The sequence below is a fragment of the Mucilaginibacter aureus genome (assembly GCF_053514885.1).
In genome coordinates this window covers 3,269,231-3,284,665 of record NZ_CP170601.1, presented here as the reverse complement: position 1 = coordinate 3,284,665, position 15,435 = coordinate 3,269,231, and the positions used below count along the sequence as shown (strand labels likewise).

The 15,435-nt window shown below is 43.6% G+C and carries 17 protein-coding genes; all 17 read right to left on the bottom strand.

Features of this window, described 5'->3' with window-relative positions:
- The 17 genes from ACFGVR_RS14035 to aroA all read right to left on the bottom strand — a co-directional run bounded on the left by ACFGVR_RS14035 (position 1) and on the right by aroA (position 15,430).
- Entirely contained in the window at positions 1 to 915 is a 915-nt protein-coding gene (locus ACFGVR_RS14035) for an N-acetylneuraminate synthase family protein (RefSeq protein ID WP_448697929.1), read from the bottom strand.
- A gap of 21 nt (positions 916 to 936) precedes the next feature.
- Positions 937 to 1,392 carry a KdsC family phosphatase gene (locus ACFGVR_RS14030; RefSeq protein WP_448697928.1) on the bottom strand — a complete coding sequence of 152 codons (456 nt, stop codon included), beginning with the start codon at positions 1,390 to 1,392 and terminating at the stop codon, positions 937 to 939.
- A 38-nt stretch (positions 1,393 to 1,430) separates the two neighbouring features.
- Positions 1,431 to 2,234 (bottom strand): SDR family oxidoreductase, encoded by an 804-nt coding sequence (locus ACFGVR_RS14025; protein WP_448697927.1) that lies wholly within the window; start codon positions 2,232 to 2,234, stop codon positions 1,431 to 1,433.
- A gap of 4 nt (positions 2,235 to 2,238) precedes the next feature.
- A complete protein-coding gene (locus ACFGVR_RS14020; RefSeq protein WP_448697925.1) occupies positions 2,239 to 3,582 on the bottom strand; it encodes an aminotransferase class III-fold pyridoxal phosphate-dependent enzyme in 1,344 nt (447 codons plus the stop codon).
- Between the two features lie 74 nt (positions 3,583 to 3,656).
- Positions 3,657 to 4,592: a transketolase family protein gene (locus ACFGVR_RS14015; protein ID WP_448697924.1), complete on the bottom strand. Its 936-nt coding sequence runs from the start codon at positions 4,590 to 4,592 to the stop codon at positions 3,657 to 3,659.
- A 1-nt stretch (position 4,593) separates the two neighbouring features.
- Positions 4,594 to 5,436: a transketolase gene (locus tag ACFGVR_RS14010; protein WP_448697923.1), complete on the bottom strand. Its 843-nt coding sequence runs from the start codon at positions 5,434 to 5,436 to the stop codon at positions 4,594 to 4,596.
- 178 nt (positions 5,437 to 5,614) lie between these two features.
- Complete coding sequence (locus tag ACFGVR_RS14005) at positions 5,615 to 6,442, bottom strand: cytidylyltransferase domain-containing protein (protein ID WP_448697922.1); 828 nt, start codon at positions 6,440 to 6,442, stop codon at positions 5,615 to 5,617.
- A 9-nt stretch (positions 6,443 to 6,451) separates the two neighbouring features.
- Positions 6,452 to 7,483, bottom strand: a complete 1,032-nt coding sequence (locus ACFGVR_RS14000; RefSeq protein ID WP_448697921.1) for a hypothetical protein — start codon at positions 7,481 to 7,483, stop codon at positions 6,452 to 6,454.
- A gap of 349 nt (positions 7,484 to 7,832) precedes the next feature.
- Entirely contained in the window at positions 7,833 to 9,059 is a 1,227-nt protein-coding gene (locus tag ACFGVR_RS13995; RefSeq protein ID WP_448697920.1) for an MDR family MFS transporter, read from the bottom strand.
- 118 nt (positions 9,060 to 9,177) lie between these two features.
- On the bottom strand, positions 9,178 to 9,621 hold the full coding sequence (locus tag ACFGVR_RS13990; protein ID WP_448697919.1) for a hypothetical protein: 444 nt from the start codon (positions 9,619 to 9,621) through the stop codon (positions 9,178 to 9,180).
- A 3-nt stretch (positions 9,622 to 9,624) separates the two neighbouring features.
- Positions 9,625 to 10,362 carry a hypothetical protein gene (locus ACFGVR_RS13985; protein ID WP_448697918.1) on the bottom strand — a complete coding sequence of 246 codons (738 nt, stop codon included), beginning with the start codon at positions 10,360 to 10,362 and terminating at the stop codon, positions 9,625 to 9,627.
- A 29-nt stretch (positions 10,363 to 10,391) separates the two neighbouring features.
- Positions 10,392 to 11,132 (bottom strand): hypothetical protein, encoded by a 741-nt coding sequence (locus ACFGVR_RS13980; RefSeq protein WP_448697917.1) that lies wholly within the window; start codon positions 11,130 to 11,132, stop codon positions 10,392 to 10,394.
- 272 nt (positions 11,133 to 11,404) lie between these two features.
- Positions 11,405 to 11,947 carry a hypothetical protein gene (locus ACFGVR_RS13975; protein ID WP_448697916.1) on the bottom strand — a complete coding sequence of 181 codons (543 nt, stop codon included), beginning with the start codon at positions 11,945 to 11,947 and terminating at the stop codon, positions 11,405 to 11,407.
- A 47-nt stretch (positions 11,948 to 11,994) separates the two neighbouring features.
- Positions 11,995 to 12,387, bottom strand: a complete 393-nt coding sequence (locus ACFGVR_RS13970) for an acyl-CoA thioesterase (protein WP_448697915.1) — start codon at positions 12,385 to 12,387, stop codon at positions 11,995 to 11,997.
- A gap of 107 nt (positions 12,388 to 12,494) precedes the next feature.
- On the bottom strand, positions 12,495 to 13,598 hold the full coding sequence (gene aroC, locus ACFGVR_RS13965; RefSeq protein ID WP_448697914.1) for a chorismate synthase: 1,104 nt from the start codon (positions 13,596 to 13,598) through the stop codon (positions 12,495 to 12,497).
- A gap of 53 nt (positions 13,599 to 13,651) precedes the next feature.
- Positions 13,652 to 14,005 carry a four helix bundle protein gene (locus tag ACFGVR_RS13960; protein ID WP_448697913.1) on the bottom strand — a complete coding sequence of 118 codons (354 nt, stop codon included), beginning with the start codon at positions 14,003 to 14,005 and terminating at the stop codon, positions 13,652 to 13,654.
- 132 nt (positions 14,006 to 14,137) lie between these two features.
- Positions 14,138 to 15,430, bottom strand: a complete 1,293-nt coding sequence (gene aroA / locus ACFGVR_RS13955; RefSeq protein ID WP_448697912.1) for a 3-phosphoshikimate 1-carboxyvinyltransferase — start codon at positions 15,428 to 15,430, stop codon at positions 14,138 to 14,140.
- Positions 15,431 to 15,435: the final 5 nt, after the last annotated feature.

Sequence of the window (15,435 nt, the reverse complement as noted above, 5' to 3'; positions counted from 1 at the left end):
TTATTTACTTTTTAGTTCGGGTTGGTTAATGTTAACGCGCAAACGTTTCATTGGCCCAATTTCCGATTCGTATACTTTTTTAACACCGTCGCCCATGGCGGTTTCCACATCACGGATATCGCGCACCAAACGCTGGAAGCCTCCTGGTTCAACCGACGCAGCATGGTCAGACCCCCACATAGCGCGGTCTAAAGTAAAGTGACGCTCAACAAACGTTGCACCTATTGCTGCAGCAGCAACTGTAGTTGCCAGGCCTGTTTCATGGCCAGAGTAACCTATCGGTGCTTCCGGATATTGAGCAGCTAAGGTTGGGATCATTTTCAGGTTCAGCTCCTCCGGTTTGCATGGGTATGCCGAGGTAGAGTGAGCCATCAATACAGGATAATTAGGATCGAAATCGTATACCAGTTTCATGGCATCTTCTATTTCCTGCATGGTCGACATACCTGATGACAACATCAACGGGCGGCCGGTATGTAATATTTTTTCGATCAACGGAAAATCGGTTAACGATGCTGATGCCAGTTTATAAACCGGGGTATCAAATTGCTCCATAAAATCAACCGAATCAACATCCCAAACAGAAACAAACCAATCAATACCGTTTTCTTTACAGTAAGCATCAATCGCAGCATATTCAACAGTGCCAAACTCGGTTTTGCGTTTGTAGTCAATATAGCTCATGCGGCCCCAGGGGGTATCGCGCATAATTTCCCACTGATCTTTTGGTACGCAAATTTCGGGGGTACGTTTCTGAAATTTTACGGCGTCTACCTTAGCGGCAACTGCTTCGTCTATCAGCTTTTTAGCGATCTCAAGCGAACCATTATGGTTAATGCCTATTTCCGCAATAATGTAACATGGTTCACCGCTGCCAATTGTACGCCCGGTATTTAATTTGATAATCTGAGACATTTTTTTCTCTTTTTAATTTAATTATTTCACCGAAATTAACAATTCGGCAAATTCTCTGAAACATCCTTCGCCGCCTTTCGACTGGCAAATATAGTTAACTTTCTCTTTAACAAAGCCCATTGCATCGGCCGGGCAGGCTGTAAAGCCCACTAATGCCATAATTTCCAAATCGTTACAATCGTCGCCGATATAGGCTATTTCTTCCGGCTGTATACCTGTTTCTGTTATTATTTTACGCAGCACATAAGGTTTGTCTTTCGACCCCAAATGCAGTTGGGTTATCTTCAGTTTTTCGGCCCGTTTAGCTACCGATGGCGACATTTCGCCGGTGATGATACCGGTTTCAATACCCGCCAGGTTACGCAGGCGCTCTACTCCCATCCCATCGCGGATGTTAAATTTTTTGAGCACCTCGCCATTCTCACCGTAATAAACTCCGCCGTCGGTTAAAACGCCGTCGCAGTCGGTTAGGAGCAATTTTATATTTCGGGCTATTACCCTTTGTTCATCTGTCATTATATTGCTGTCCAGCCTCCGTCTACCACTAAATTTGCACCGGTCATGTAAGCCGAAGCCTCACTTGCTAAAAATACCACAGCGCCCTGATAATCGTCGGATTTTGCCATACGGCCTAACAATGTCTTAGCTGAATAATTTTGGACAAAAAATTCATTTTGGCTGTTTTCAACTCCGCCTGGTGATAGCGTATTTACCCTCACTCCTTTTTCGCCCCAATACGCAGCTAAAAAGCGGGTAAAGTTAATGATAGCGCCTTTGGTAACCGGGTAAGCTGCAGATTTGTAAAAAGTTTGCTCGCCACACTCATTGCGGTAAATGCTTTGATCGGGACCAACCATACCATAGGTTGAGGCCACATTGATAATGCTGCCGCTGCCCTGGTTAGCCATTACAGTTCCAAATACCTGCGAGCATAAAAACACACCGGTAACATTAACATCCAATGATTTTTGAAAGGCATCTAAAGGATAATTTTCAAATGCCGAAAGATCTTTGGCCATTGCCGGATTCTCAAACATATCGTTGATGGCGGCATTGTTTACCAGGATATCTATGCTGCCGTATTTGGCTAAGATTACATCTTTCGCTGCTTTGAGGGATGCTTCGCTCGTTACATCAACACCTAAACCTAAATGGTTACCGCCTAAACCGGCTGCAAACTCTTCCGACTTAGCCGCGTTGACATCTGCAACGACTACGTTGGCACCTGCGCTGGCTAATGCCTCGCAATGTTTTTTACCTATCAGGCCCAAAGCACCTGTAACTATAGCCGTTTTATTTTTTAATGAGAAAATATCCACGGGCTTATACAGTTGCTTTTTTAGGTTTGATGTTATAATCGCTCACCTTACGGAAAACGGCTTCCAATACTTCGCCTTTGAGGTACGATTTTACGTCTTTGCTTTCGATGGCTTCTTTTAACAAAGGCATTACATCGCGGTAAGCAGATAATGTATAAGCAATATCTTCGTCGCTGTGGCTGTAGCACATGTTGTGGAAACCGGCCCAAAGCACACCGCGTTTGATCATTTCCTGCTGTACAAATGCTTTTACTTCCAAACCGTTGCCGGCTTCGGGAGTAAAGGTTACCATACTGCGGCAGTTGTAACCAACACATTTGGTGTATTGGTCAACACCAAATTCAGCAGCTATCTGGTTATAACCGTCTTTCAATAAAGCACCTTTTTCGTCTAAATATTTTGGTACGTTTTTGTCGCGTAACTCATTGATGGTTGCGATTGATGCGACCAGTGATAAAGTTTCGCCACCGAAAGTAGTATAGCTGAATACTTCACTGTTAAACAGGTCCATTACATCGGCGCGGCCGGTTAAAATAGCAATAGGCATACCGTTGGCACAAGCTTTTGAGTAAACGGCCAGATCAGGTTTCACATCAAAATACTCCTGTGCACCACCGATAGCGATACGGAAACCTGTCCACATCTCATCAAATATCAACAGCGTGCCATTGTCTTTACAAACCTGTGCAAGCTCTTTTAAAAAGCCTGGTTTTGGTGCTTCAAAAATAAATGGCTCTAATATCAAGGCGGCAACGGTTTCATCCAATGCTGCTTTTATCGATTCGATATTGTTATAATCGAAAGTGTAGGTCATGTTCTGGATGGCCTCGGGGATACCGGCATTGCGGCTGGTAACACCAATGTACCAATCGTGCCAGCCGTGGTAACCGCAGCAAAATACGGTTTCGCGACCGGTAAAGGCACGGGCCACGCGGATAGCCGCCGAACATACATCGGCGCCTGTTTTTGATATTTTTACACGTTCTGCGTTCGGGATAACTTCCTGGATCAATTCGCTAAATTCAACCTCTAACGGGCTCATCAGCGAGAAGGTAATGCCTTCGTCCAGTTGCTTTTTAATCGCCTCGTCTACTTTTGGGTAAGCATAACCTAAAGAGATTGGGCCGATAGCCGCGTTATAATCAATATACTCGTTGCCGTCAACATCCCACACGTGCGAGCCTTTTCCTTTTTGGATGTATTTTGGCGCTACGCCTTTTGTCCACTGGCCTGGGCCTTTGGCTAAAGTTTGGGTAACCGGCGACTGTGTTTTTAGCGCGCGTTCGTATAACTCGTCAGATTTGGTGATCACCGGGTAATCAGCATTGAATTTTACTGTATTTGGCATTTTTTTAAGTTAAAAGTCAAAATTAAAAAGTAAAAAACCTGTCTCTTTGTTTAGAGCAGGTTTAGTTGTGTTTGTTACTCTGCAAACTCTGGTGTTGCGATTGTTGGCTGAATAGCGTTGGTTGTATAGCCTAATATTTTTTCGGCTATCTGCTTACCGGTAAAGCCTTCGTAAGCTAAAACCTCGGGCAACAACGCCGGTTTAAACCATTTATCCAGGCCGTAAGGCATAACTTTAGCCATCGTGTTGTGTTTTAGCAAAGTTTCAGCAACAATACTGTATAAACCGCCGGTGTTAAAGTGATCTTCTAAAGTCACCAACAGTTTCGATGAGCCTGCAACTTTCAGTATAGCTTGCTCATCAACCGGTTTAAGGCTGCGCATGTTTAATAAACCTACGCTCAGGCCCTGATCTTTCAATATTTGTATGGCGATCAATGCCTGCTCAAACAGCAGGCCATAGGTCAGGATAGTTACGTCCGCGCCTTCGCTGATCACTTCGGCTTTGCCTATTTCAAATGGGGTATGCTGATAATCTGTTTTGCGGGTATTGATACGCAGGTAAGCCGGGTTTGGCGAGTTCCAGATGGTTTCTATCATACCTACCAAATCCTGCTCATCCGCCGCAGCGAAAACAGTAACGTTGGGTATACCGCGCATAATAGACACATCTTCAATCGCCTGGTGGGTAGCGCCGTTACCATCCGACAAAAAGCCGGGGATGAACGCACTTAGTTTAACAGGCAGATTCGGGATACCGGCATCGGTACGCACAAACTCAAAGGCACGCATACTTAAAAACGATGCTAAAGCATGTAAAACCGGGATCCGTCCGCGTAAAGCTAAACCTGCTGCTGCGCCAACCATCGTTTGTTCGGTTATACCGGTATCAACAAAACGCTTACCTAATTTAGCAGGCAGGTTGCGTATCAAAGCACGGTTCTCGGCTGTCATTACAATATAACGCTCGTCGTTAACAGCTAATTCGGTCAATAATTCTTCGTACGACATATTATCTAACTACTAAAGTTTCTGATGTTAATTCGGTTGTCTGGTCGCCGCCTAATTCTTTTAAAAGCGACTCTACCTCTTCGTGGGTAAAATTACAGAACCAGCGGTCGGCTCGGGCGGAGATACTTGGCAAACCCTTACCGCGAACGGTATCGGCAATCACCACATTGAGCTTACCTTCCTGGAAAGGGTATGCTGAAAACGCATCTCGCAAGGCATCAAAGCTATGTCCGTCAATACGTTTAACGGCCGCACCAAAAGCCGTAAATTTATCGTGCAATGGCTCCAACGGGATCAGGTCTTCAGTAGCCATATTAGCCTGGAACTGGTTACGGTCAACCACAAAGATCAGGTTATCCAGTTTGTAAGCATTAGCTACCAAAACGGCTTCCCAGCAGGTGCCTTCGTTTAGCTCGCCATCGCCCAAAATACAAACCACTTTGTTTTTGCCGCCACGCATTTTAATATCCAGCGCAACGCCTAAGGCAACCGAAGGCAAATGACCTAATGAGCCCGAGTGAAACTCAATTCCAGGAATTTTGGTGTTTGGGTGCCAGTAAATGTTATCGTTAACCGAGAGGTGATTTTTTAAACGTTCAACGTCCATCAAGCCTATTTCGGCAAAGGTGCCGTAAAGCGCAGGTACATCATGCCCTTTTGAAAGGAGCAAATAATCACGGTCAGGATCGTTGAGGTTATCTTTATTGATGTTTAAAAAACTTGTGTACAGGTATACGATCAGATCGGTTGCTGATAAAGATGCGCCAACAAAACACCCCCCATCTGTTGACATGCGGATAATGTGTTGACGAACTTTAAAAGCTATATTTTCTAATTCATTCATATATAGATGTTCAATTTACTAAGTGTGCTGGCAGAGGTGTGCTTGTACGTGGTATAACACCCTGCCCCTCTCAAAGAGGGGAACCCAATGCTCATGCCCTTATTTATGCATGATTTTTATTCTATTAGCGCCATCCTCGCGATGATGCTTTGTTTTGCTTACAAATATAGCAAACCTGTTAAACTTGCCCATTAGTTAATGTTCTTGTTTGCTTTTCGCTGACAGTTTTTAACTCGCCCAAATGATTGCGGTACCAGTTTACTCCTGCATACCTGGCGTTGATCTGGTATATTTCGGGTTGTTCATCCAATAGTTTCAGAATATCATCGCATGAAAAATCAGCCTTCTGTGGATACAGCTCTTCATACACTTTATTGATGAACTGGTAATCCTCCAAATAATCAATAGTGAACCGGTGCGACATAGAATAATCCAATCCCGCCGGCCAGGCAATATTCGCTATTCTGAATTTATCGGGATTTTCCCAAATATAAGGTGTGGTGTGTTCTAATTCGAGCGGGCGACTGGCTTCTTTCCAGGCCTTTTCAATACAGGCCATAGTCATGATCTCTACATCGTTACCATCGGGCCAGGTTGCCGGATGCAGGTTATTCACGAAATCGTACTCGCCTTCATGATCAAAATAGTAATCCAAAACCAGGTCGATAATTCGCGGATCTATCAGCGGGCAATCCGATGGTATCTTGATCACTACATCGGCATCGTATTTTTTACCGGCCTGATAGTGCCTGTCGAGGCAGTTGTTTAAACTTCCGCGAAAGCATGGAACACCAATCGCAGTGGCTTCGGTTTCGATAACATCATCCTGTTCCGCATCTGATGTAGCGATCACGATGGTCGCCTCATGGCGTATCATCTGCAAACGTTCGATCATCCGGCTTAGCAGGCTTTTACCTAAAATTGGCTTTAATATTTTACCCGGCAAACGGGTTGACGACATACGCGCCTGTACTACGATAACTATTTTTTGAGGAGTTTGACCCATGGATTTTACTTAGGCAGAAACCGCATCTAAAACACGCTTGGCTTCGGCATATTTAAATAATACAGGCCTGTATTTAAAACTTTTTACAAAGTCTTCTTTGTTTCCCTTAAACTCAATAAAGCTGCGGCAGATATTGGCAATATTGCGTGATGAAGTACCACCGTTTTGTATAGGGGTTAGTTTATGTAATTGCTCCAGGTCGAAATACGAGTGTACCTTTTTACCCAAAGCTATACCGGTATAAACTACTGTTGAATACTGGGTGATCAACTCGTCGCAGTTAGCGATCATCTCGTTGGTATTACCCGCCTGGAATATCAATGTGCCTTTAGGGGCGTATTTTTCTATTTCTCTTTTAGCGCGTTCAAACTTTTCGTTTGGATGTAATTTAAACAACATTTTCCTGCCGTTGGCTATCTTAACTGCGCGTTTTATAAATGCAGGGCGGTTTTCAAAGCGGTAGGTTTCGCGCACATCGGTAGTGGCAACCATTACATAGTTATGATACGGAAAATCGTTATTGATAAATTGTTCCAGGTTATCATAATTAGGCATACCGGTTACGATGATCTTCTCATCATCGGTACCCGATTCGGCAAAAAAGTTTTTATAACCCGGAGATGCGCTGCAGTAAACATCACAAATATTTGATGACCCATTTAATGAGGTATCGCAGCTTAACCAAAGTGGCAGGCCCAATGCCTTTACAACAGCGCTTTTAATATTAAATTTATCTACCATCCCTTCCTGTATCCAAAGGGTTTTGGTAGCGGTCATCCTTTTCGGGATGATCAGGTCCGAACAGAAAACAACCAGGTCATAATCGTTCTTCTCGGCGCGGTAATCTATCTGCAGGTTATGGCTGCGCAGGTAACATTCGGATTTTTCTTTAAAATTATTGCCCAGTGCGCTGCCGTTGATGATGGTGGTATGCTTTAAGGCAGTATTAATGATAGGCGAATCGGTAAATAAATGGCTAAACCAACAATCATACTCAGATAACTCTCTGGCTATCTGGTGCATTTGAATCGTTTGATTCATCGAACCAGTAGTAAATAATATCTTCCTTCCCATTTCTACGCTTTTGGTTTTCTCAATTAGTTTATAAACTTATAAAATACCTTGCCAATTATCACAATACGCGTCTATAATTAATAAAAAATTGATGTTAAATTAATCATCATAGAGCAACATAATTAAGGTGATCGGCTATTTCCAAAATTGGCAAATTGAGCAAAGGTAATACTTTTGATACAAAAGCAAGGCAACTCATTCTCCACATTTAACGTAGTATGGGGGTTGGGGATTGCTGTAGACCTATAAAAAAGTGCATAATACCTTCTATACCTTCAAAATTGAGAGGTATTTATCATGGATAAATCCAGAATAATTACACAGCCTGGGCCATGATCGCCTGTTCTTTTCGCGATGCAAACCTGTACAGCAGGATAAAACCCAGTGATGCTATTCCACACAATATTCCCATCAGCCACCACAGTGCCTGGTAGTTAACATGCGCAATAACCTTGCTCCCAATTAAAGGTGCAGCAATTTGCGCTGCCGACCATGACATGGTAAATAAACCTGCGTACTGGCCACGATTCTGATCGTTAGTTCGACCTATAAAAAACGAACTCATAAAGGGCATGCTCATCATTTCGCCAATGGTAATAATAGCCATTGATAAGATCGCTGTAAAGGCAAGTGCAGGCAGGATATTCAGTAATATAAAGCTTGAGCCAACTATGAGCACACCAATTGCAGTAAACTGCAGGTTGTGTCGCTTCCCTTCCAGATTATTGATCAATACCATTTCTAACACGGTAATCATGGTACCGCTAAATGCCATTAAACCGCCGATAAAACGTTCGCTCAAATGCCATTGCTCTTTATAGAAAACCGGCTCCATGGTAAATATCTGGAAAAAGCACATCGCAAAAACAAACTGCAACAGGATAAAAACCAGGTAAACCTTGTCCTTATAGGCCGATGAAACCCGTGCCTTAACTTCGGCATTCATTTTTTGCGGCTTGGTAAAGTTTGACCGGGGCATTAGTACTAACAACATTACACCCGCCAATATGTTGGTACTGCCATCAACCCAAAACAACAAATGATAGTTAAAGGATGCCAAAAAGCCACCAATAGCGCCGCCAAACGCCCAACCCAAATTAACAGCCAGCCTATTTAAGGAAAACGAACGTGTTTTGTTTTCGGGCAAACTATAGTGTGCAATTGCAGTTGAGTTTGCCGGCCTGAAGGCATCATTACACATGCTTAATATAAACGATAACGCAGCTACCGACCAAAAGGTAGTTTGCATACCCAAAAGCATAAATAATAACCCGCCGCTAACCAGTGCAGTTACCTGTACATCATAAAAACCATACTTATCGGTTATTTTACCGCCCATAAAGCCACCAGCAACCGATCCTGCTCCAAAAAACGCCATGATCAAGCCGGCCTGGGTTATACTGAAATGCAGCTTTTGTGTGCAATAAATAGTCATGAACGGGATAACCATAGTACCGCTCCGGTTAATGAGCATTACCAGGCACAAGTACCAGCTGTTTCTCGAAAGACCACTGTAGGCATTTTTGTAAAGTTGGATAAGCATAGGTTGTTATATTAAACGAGTTAAATCGGCCAAAAGGCCAACCTTACAACTCAGATGAAACAAAAAAGGCGACAGGTACTAAACCTATCGCCATTGAATATCAATTAATAAATAGGTTTTACGAAAGTGGTAAAGGAGCAAACGAACGTTGCAGCTTTGACCATTTTATAGCCGGATATGTTTTATTGAGCTGGTTGACCGATGGATATCGCACCTTGCTCAGTTTACCGTCGGCAATCAGCTTTTGGCAGACATCATCCCAGGCAGGTACAATAGCATCCTCGGCTGACCAATGCATATACGCAGCCTCGTTGCACAAAAGTGGCAGCTTTTGCATAGCCTTACGATGTGGTATTGAGTTGCGAAAAGTTTTCATATCAGCGTCGCCGTTCCAAACGGTTATCGTCCAAAAAGTTAAATTTTTATCTATCAGTTCCTTCCCTGTCACAAAGCCTGGTGTGATGAGCAATTGCTTTACCGAAGCCTCGTTACTGCGTATAAATGCCGGCAGGTAGATCCATGACCGTAAGCGCAACCGGGTGACTGATACAAAGTACATCATTTTTTACCAAAGGAACAATGGCATCAGCCAAATTGGTGAAACATAGTACGGATCGTAATAGGGCTCGTAGTACTCTACTGTTTCATATACTACGGTATCACCACCATCATCGTTGCCATTGCGATTTTGGGCTTCCTGCTCGAGCAGTTTGATCATTAGTTCAGATCCCTGGTTGATCATATCCACCATCGCGTCCTCGCCTACCTCTTCGGGTTTAATGGCAGTTGCCACAATATCTTCTATCTCTTTCCAGATATCGCCCGACATCAGGTCTATCTGCCAGTCTTGCGAACTGGTATCAAACCTGTTTTCGTTCACAAACGACATAAACACGATCTCGGCCGGATCGATCTTTTTAAACATTGCTACGGCAATGCGCAGATCGTCAAAACGGTCGTTATTTTTAAATATATCCCAGGCTTCGTCGGTACTAAAATCATAAAAACGCGCAAAGGCAAATTCGCCTTTCTCCAGGTCGACGAATGAGAATACATCGTACACCTTTAAATATTCGGTGTAACGCTGCATAAAATTATCAAAAGCCTGCTGGCCCTTGGCGGTTACCTGGTAGTTTACGCCCGAAACCTGTACGTATCCTTTATCTTCCAGCTCAATAAATAAGGGCCTTAAGATCGGGTCGTTGCCTTGCGGGGTTATCTTAAACTGATGATCGCCATTGATCAGTTCGTTCAATAAAATAATGGCCCTGTATGTTTTTTTATTTTCTTCTGTAATGTACATGATATCTTGTTTGCAATTTATACCTCAAATTACCTTCTGTGACCAAAGCCCGAACGGCCGCCGCCAAAACTACGGCGTGATGAACTGCTGCCAAAACCCGAACTACGCGATGAGCGACTGCCAAAACCACCGCTGCGAACGCTTGATGAATTGCTGCGTGTACCAAACGAACGTTGCGAGCCCGAACTGTTTAACGACCTGCTATAGCTACGGTTAGCCGATGTTGGCGTACTGGTGCGATAAGTAGTGCTTACACGGGTACGGCTGTAATAGTGCGGGTAATACCCGTAGTGATACATCGGTACATAATAAGGGTGCGGGCGCATCAGGTAGCTCATCAGCAAAAAGTCGCCAAGGGTAAAGTGCGAGTGGTAATAATAGTTATCGCCAACATATTGCGGGTTACCTTGTACGCTCAGGTCGGCGCTATTATTATCGGTTGGGTTTACTTTGATGGAAGCAACAGTTACCGATTGATCTTTACTTATATCATCAATAACATCCAGCTGGTTTTGCCCGGGTTCGTTCACTTTCAGGTAATCAATGTTACCGTCTTTATCCAGATCAAGGTTATTAATTCCGTTGGCCGGATCGTTGATTGCTTTTTCAAGCACCTGCGGGTCAGTACTGGTTTTTACCAGGTTAGCCAGCTTGTTCACATCAAAGCCTGCAGTGGTGTTGCTTTGTATGGTTACATTGTTTTGTTGTGGCGGTTGCGAACAACTGCCTAATATTACTGCTACAGCAGCTATAATAAATACTTTTTTCATCTGATTGATCATGATATAAAGATACGAAAGTTGCGTATTAACATTGGCAAACTATGAAGTGTTTGCCTGCTTAGAATGATACCGTTTAGCACGATTGTTTTGTTTGACATTTTGACGCCTTGCAGCGGGTTTTGTTACATCAAAGGTAAATATATCCCGATGCATATATCAATAGCTATCGGGCGAAGCAACATGGAATATCGGTAAACCAAGGGAATGAGTCGGTGACACCAATTTGCTTGCTCTTTGCTCCTTTATCTTTACTCCCCAAATTACATCCCCGGTGCGTTACCCGTTTGCGGTATTACTAATCCATCAGGAAAGGTTGGGAACAAGGTCTTTACATTTTGACCTTTGCTAAATGGTGTTGTATCTATAAAATACCAGCGTAAACCATTATTGTGCGATATGGCCAGCAGATAGTTCCCTTTAGTAATTATCGTACCGTTTGCCGAAAGCTGGATAATATCCGGCACAATGCTAAATAAGTCGCCTTTTGACTTGTAGATATCGTTAATATTGCCCACCGAAACTGATTTAAATATCACGCCATGACTTTGCATCTCCATCATGGTTTGTTTAATCTTTTCGGTCATTTTTTCTTTCCCACCCGCCATAGTCACAACTTGCGGAACGGTGTAATAAGCCATTTTTTGGTAATCCTGCTTCATCATGGCTGCAGCCATTTCATCGGCTTGCTTTTTTAGCGCGGACATTTGGGTAGCGGTGGCTTTGTATGGTTTGGGCTGGGCGTGTCCGACGCTAAACAGAGTCGTTATCAGCAGTAAAATAATGGGGGATCTTGATATCTTCATTGACGTAATTTTCGCCCATGAAGATAGGATTTAAATCCCTAATATGATCAATCCTCCCTCAACCGTTCATCAGTATAAGTGATCTCGGTTTTGCCATGGGGTACAGGCACACCATCGGCATCCACACTTACAAATACAATTTTATCGATAGTGAGAATAGTTTTCTTACTGATCTTGTTACGCACCTCGCAGGTAAGTGAGATAGAGGTACGTCCGAAATGCACGGCCTTAATACCCAACTCTATAATATCGCCCTGCTTGGCCGAGTTGATAAAATTAATTTCGGACATGTATTTGGTTACACAGCCATTAGTGCCTAATTGTATAATGGAGTATATGGCCGCTTCTTCGTCGATCCAGCTTAACAAGCTACCGCCGAACAGGGTGCCGTGGGCGTTCAGGTCTTCGGGTTTAACCCATTTGCGTGTGTAGAAATTCATTTTTATTGGAGGCTAAAGCTGAAAGGAAAAAAGGTTAAAGGCTTTGGCAGCACGTTGGTTTATTAAAGTATTTTAAGAGTAAATATATAACCTTTGGCCTTTTACCTTTATCCTTTTACCTCAATAAAAGAGTTTCTATTCCTCAACCAATGATCCGCCAAAACCAAAGCAGCCATAGCTTCAACAATAGGCACGGCACGTGGTACCACACATGGATCGTGGCGGCCCTTGCCGCTTATTTCGGCGGCTTCGCCAGCGGCATTTACTGTTTGCTGATTGTGCATAATGGTGGCAACAGGTTTAAAGGCAACTTTAAACTCTATCGGCATACCATTGCTGATACCGCCCTGTATCCCACCCGAAAAATTGGTGATGGTTTTGATACTGCCTAAATGGCTCTTTACAAAAATATCGTTATGCTCTGATCCGCGCATTTCGCTGCCGCTAAAGCCCGAACCAAACTCGAAGCCGTGTACAGCGTTAATACTTAGCATGGCTTTACCTAATTCGGCATGTAGTTTATCAAAAACCGGCTCGCCTAAACCAACCGGGCAATTTTGGATATGGCAGCTTACCTTACCACCAACAGTATCGCCATCCTTACGCACCGAATCGATAAATTCGATCATTTCTTCGGCTGTAGCCGGATCAGCACAACGTACAATATTGCTTTCGCGGATAGCCAAAAACTCTTCGGCTGTGGTATACTCAATATTAGGCGCATCGATTTTGCCTACACTGCTTACATGCGCCAGTATTTCGATTCCCTGTGTTTTCAATAACAGCTTTGCGATTGCACCCGCTGCTACCCGCGCAGCTGTCTCGCGGGCCGATGAACGGCCGCCGCCACGATGATCGCGGATGCCATATTTAGCCTGGTAGGTATAATCAGCATGCGACGGACGGAAAACATCGGTATTGTGGCTGTAATCCTTAGAACGCTGATCTTCATTCGGAATGATCATCGCGATCGGCGTTCCCGTAGTTTTACCTTCGAACACACCCGATAAGATCTTAACGGTATCGCTCTCTTTGCGCTGGGTTGTTATTTTGCTCTGACCGGGTTTGCGTTTATCCAGTTCGCCCTGGATGTAATCCAGATCAATATCCAATTGTGCCGGGCAACCGTCAATAACCACCCCTATAGCCTCGCCATGCGATTCGCCAAAGGTGGTTATTCTGAATAATTGCCCGAATGAGTTGCCTGCCATTTTATTAGTATTGAGATTTGCGTATTGCGTATTGCGACACTCAACGCATAATTTTATTTATTTAATGTTTTTTGAAGGTTATAATTCATCTTTTGCAGTTCATCAATACTATCCAATACTTCATCACATATCACGGTATCATTAAACCCTAATTTGTTCGCAATTACCGTTTGCGTTTGAAGTTCATACGATGATCCATTGGCTATGCCTAAAAACTGTTTGAACTCACCACTGGTATTTCGACCAGCACCTTCTGAAATGTTAGAAGGGATTGAAACGGCAGAACGTCTCGTTTGCGAGATCAACCCAAACCGCTCATCCGATGGAAACGCAACCGAAACTTTATATATTTTAACTGCAAGATCAATCGCTTTATTCCATATCTTAAGTTCCTTGATGTTATGCATGATGTTAGTATTGAGATTTGCGTATCGGGTATTGCGATTTTGATTATAGAAAATTACTCATTTAAAATTGAATTTTATCGCACTAAGCAATACTCATTATGCAATAACTTTTTGCTTCGATCGCAATACTCATTACGCAATACTATTGATTACAAACCCTGCCTTCTCCAAATCCTTCCAAAACGCCGGGTACGATTTTTCGACCACCATCGGGTCTTCAACCTCTACCTGCGGAACCATCAATGCCAGCGGCGCAAAGGCCATGGCCATACGGTGATCTTCGTAAGTATGGATAGTTACCTTTTGGGGGATGTGTTTACCGCTGCAGTCCAGCTTATACACCTGCCCTTTTTCAATCAGCTTCACCCCTATTTTTGCCAGTTCGTTTTGTAAAGCGGCAATACGGTCAGTTTCCTTGATCTTTAAGGTTTCCAGTCCTGTAAAGGTAGCATCGTGACCTAAAGCAGCACAAACCACAATAACGGTCTGTGCCAGGTCGGGGCACTCCTTCATGTCAAAAATCTTGCGCAAAATAGGCTTTACTTCTTTTTGCAGGTACACGCCGCCATTTTTAAACTGCGAGGTGATGCCAAAGTTCGCCATAATTTCTGTGATCACGCTATCGCCCTGCAAACTGTATGGTTTTAAAGCCGGCAGAAACAATTCCGCTTCATCGCATAACGCTGCAATGGCGTACCAGTATGATGCCGCGCTCCAATCGGGTTCAACCACCAAAGTAGTTTCGGCAAACGGCTGGTTGGCTATGTGGATGCTGTTGCCTTCCCAGGTATATTGAATACCGGTTTGCTGCAGCATAGCTAAAGTCATTTCTACATATGGCTTAGAAGTTAACTCACCTTCTATCTCCAAAGTTAAACCTTGCGGCAAACTTGAGGCGATCAGCAACAAAGCAGTAATGTACTGGCTGCTCACATCGCCTTTGATACTGATGCGATCTGTTTTTTGCTCAAAACCGGGTTTAATGTTTAGCGGCGGGTAGCCTTCATTCAATTCATACCCGATATCAGCGCCCAGTTTTCGCATGGCATCAACCAAAATACCTATCGGGCGCTGCTGCATGCGCTTGGTTCCCGTCAAGGTAAACTCCTGATTTTGCAAAGGCAGATACGCGGTTAAAAAACGCATGGCAGTACCGGCGGGACCAATGTTGATTTCGGATTTCGAATTTTCGATTTCGGAATTATCAGCCAAAGCCAATTTTTGAATTTTGACTTTTGAATTTTGATTTAGAACGCCTTTCAAAGTCACCGCATCCGCCGCATCCGACATATTGTCCACCTTCACTTTACCCTTGCTCAAAGCTTCTATAATGAGTGCACGGTTGCACTCGCTTTTTGAGCCTGTGAGTTGTATGGTACCCGTTAAGGTTTTAACAGGTTTTGATATAGTGATGTTAGCTTGCATCAAAA

Coding starts and splice junctions, on each gene's coding strand:
- ACFGVR_RS14035 (WP_448697929.1), bottom strand. CDS start 915: ATGTCTCAGATTATCAAATTAAATACCGGGCGTACAATTGGCAGCGGT.
- ACFGVR_RS14020 (WP_448697925.1), bottom strand. CDS start 3,582: ATGCCAAATACAGTAAAATTCAATGCTGATTACCCGGTGATCACCAAA.
- ACFGVR_RS14015 (WP_448697924.1), bottom strand. CDS start 4,592: ATGTCGTACGAAGAATTATTGACCGAATTAGCTGTTAACGACGAGCGT.
- ACFGVR_RS14010 (WP_448697923.1), bottom strand. CDS start 5,436: ATGAATGAATTAGAAAATATAGCTTTTAAAGTTCGTCAACACATTATC.
- ACFGVR_RS14005 (WP_448697922.1), bottom strand. CDS start 6,442: ATGGGTCAAACTCCTCAAAAAATAGTTATCGTAGTACAGGCGCGTATG.
- ACFGVR_RS14000 (WP_448697921.1), bottom strand. CDS start 7,483: ATGAATCAAACGATTCAAATGCACCAGATAGCCAGAGAGTTATCTGAG.
- ACFGVR_RS13995 (WP_448697920.1), bottom strand. CDS start 9,059: ATGCTTATCCAACTTTACAAAAATGCCTACAGTGGTCTTTCGAGAAAC.
- ACFGVR_RS13990 (WP_448697919.1), bottom strand. CDS start 9,621: ATGATGTACTTTGTATCAGTCACCCGGTTGCGCTTACGGTCATGGATC.
- ACFGVR_RS13985 (WP_448697918.1), bottom strand. CDS start 10,362: ATGTACATTACAGAAGAAAATAAAAAAACATACAGGGCCATTATTTTA.
- ACFGVR_RS13980 (WP_448697917.1), bottom strand. CDS start 11,132: ATGAAAAAAGTATTTATTATAGCTGCTGTAGCAGTAATATTAGGCAGT.
- ACFGVR_RS13975 (WP_448697916.1), bottom strand. CDS start 11,947: ATGAAGATATCAAGATCCCCCATTATTTTACTGCTGATAACGACTCTG.
- ACFGVR_RS13970 (WP_448697915.1), bottom strand. CDS start 12,387: ATGAATTTCTACACACGCAAATGGGTTAAACCCGAAGACCTGAACGCC.
- aroC (WP_448697914.1), bottom strand. CDS start 13,598: ATGGCAGGCAACTCATTCGGGCAATTATTCAGAATAACCACCTTTGGC.
- ACFGVR_RS13960 (WP_448697913.1), bottom strand. CDS start 14,005: ATGCATAACATCAAGGAACTTAAGATATGGAATAAAGCGATTGATCTT.
- aroA (WP_448697912.1), bottom strand. CDS start 15,430: ATGCAAGCTAACATCACTATATCAAAACCTGTTAAAACCTTAACGGGT.